The organism is Streptomyces rugosispiralis (assembly GCF_024505145.1).
Lineage (GTDB): Bacteria > Actinomycetota > Actinomycetes > Streptomycetales > Streptomycetaceae > Streptomyces > Streptomyces rugosispiralis.
The window spans coordinates 1-846 of the sequence record NZ_JANIAA010000188.1 but is presented as its reverse complement, the minus strand read 5'-3'; the positions used below and the strand labels follow the sequence as shown (position 1 = coordinate 846).

Annotated in this window: 1 protein-coding gene; it reads right to left on the bottom strand. The window is 75.5% G+C overall.

The genetic code is table 11. The features are described 5' to 3' along the window. On the bottom strand, window positions 1-846 hold an 846-nt coding region (locus tag NP777_RS46990; RefSeq protein ID WP_256656340.1), incomplete at both ends, for a beta-ketoacyl reductase.

The following is an 846-nucleotide window of genomic DNA, read 5'->3' as shown; positions in this document are numbered from 1 at the left end:
CGCGACCGCAGGCGCCGCCACGCCACCCGCCGCCACGGCATCCGCGCCCAGCAGTTCGGCGCGCAGATGGTCGGCCAGGGCGGAAGCGCTCGGGTAGTCGTAGACGAGGGTGGCGGGCAGCCGCAGGCCCGTCGCCGCGTTCAGCCGGTTGCGGAGTTCGACGGCGGTGAGCGAGTCGAAGCCCAGCTCCTTGAACGCCCGCCCGGCCTGCACCGCCTCGGCCCCGCCGTGCCCCAGCACCGACGCGACCTGCGCACGCACCAACTCCAGCAGCGTCTGTGCGCGCTCGTTCTCCGTCAGCCCGGACAGTCGCTCCGCGAGGGTGCCGGTCCCGGCGGTGGCGGCCGGACGCGGCGCGCTCTCGGCGGCCGGCGCCGGACGCGCGGCCCGCACCTCGCCGAACAGCGCGCTCGGCCGTACGGCGGTGAACTCGGCGAGGAAACGGTCCCAGTCGAGGTCCGCGACCGTCACGGCGGTGTCATCGAGGTCCAGCGCCTGCCGCAGCGCGGTGAGCGCCGACTCGGGCGCCATCGGCGGCACTCCGTCGCGGCGCATCCGCCGCTCCAGCGCCTCGTCGGCGGCCATGCCGCCTTCGGCCCACGGGCCCCAGGCGATCGAGGTGGCGGGCAGGCCCTCGGCGCGGCGCAGCTCGGCCAGCGCGTCCAAGTAGGCGTTGGCCGCAGCGTAGTTGCCCTGACCGGCGGCGCCCACCGATCCGGCGAGCGAGGAGAAGAGGACGAACGCCGAAAGGTCCAGGTCGCGGGTCAGCTCATGGAGGTTCTGCGCGGAGGTGGCCTTGGCGCGCACCACCCGCTCCAGGCGCTCGGCGTCCAGCGTGTCCACGAG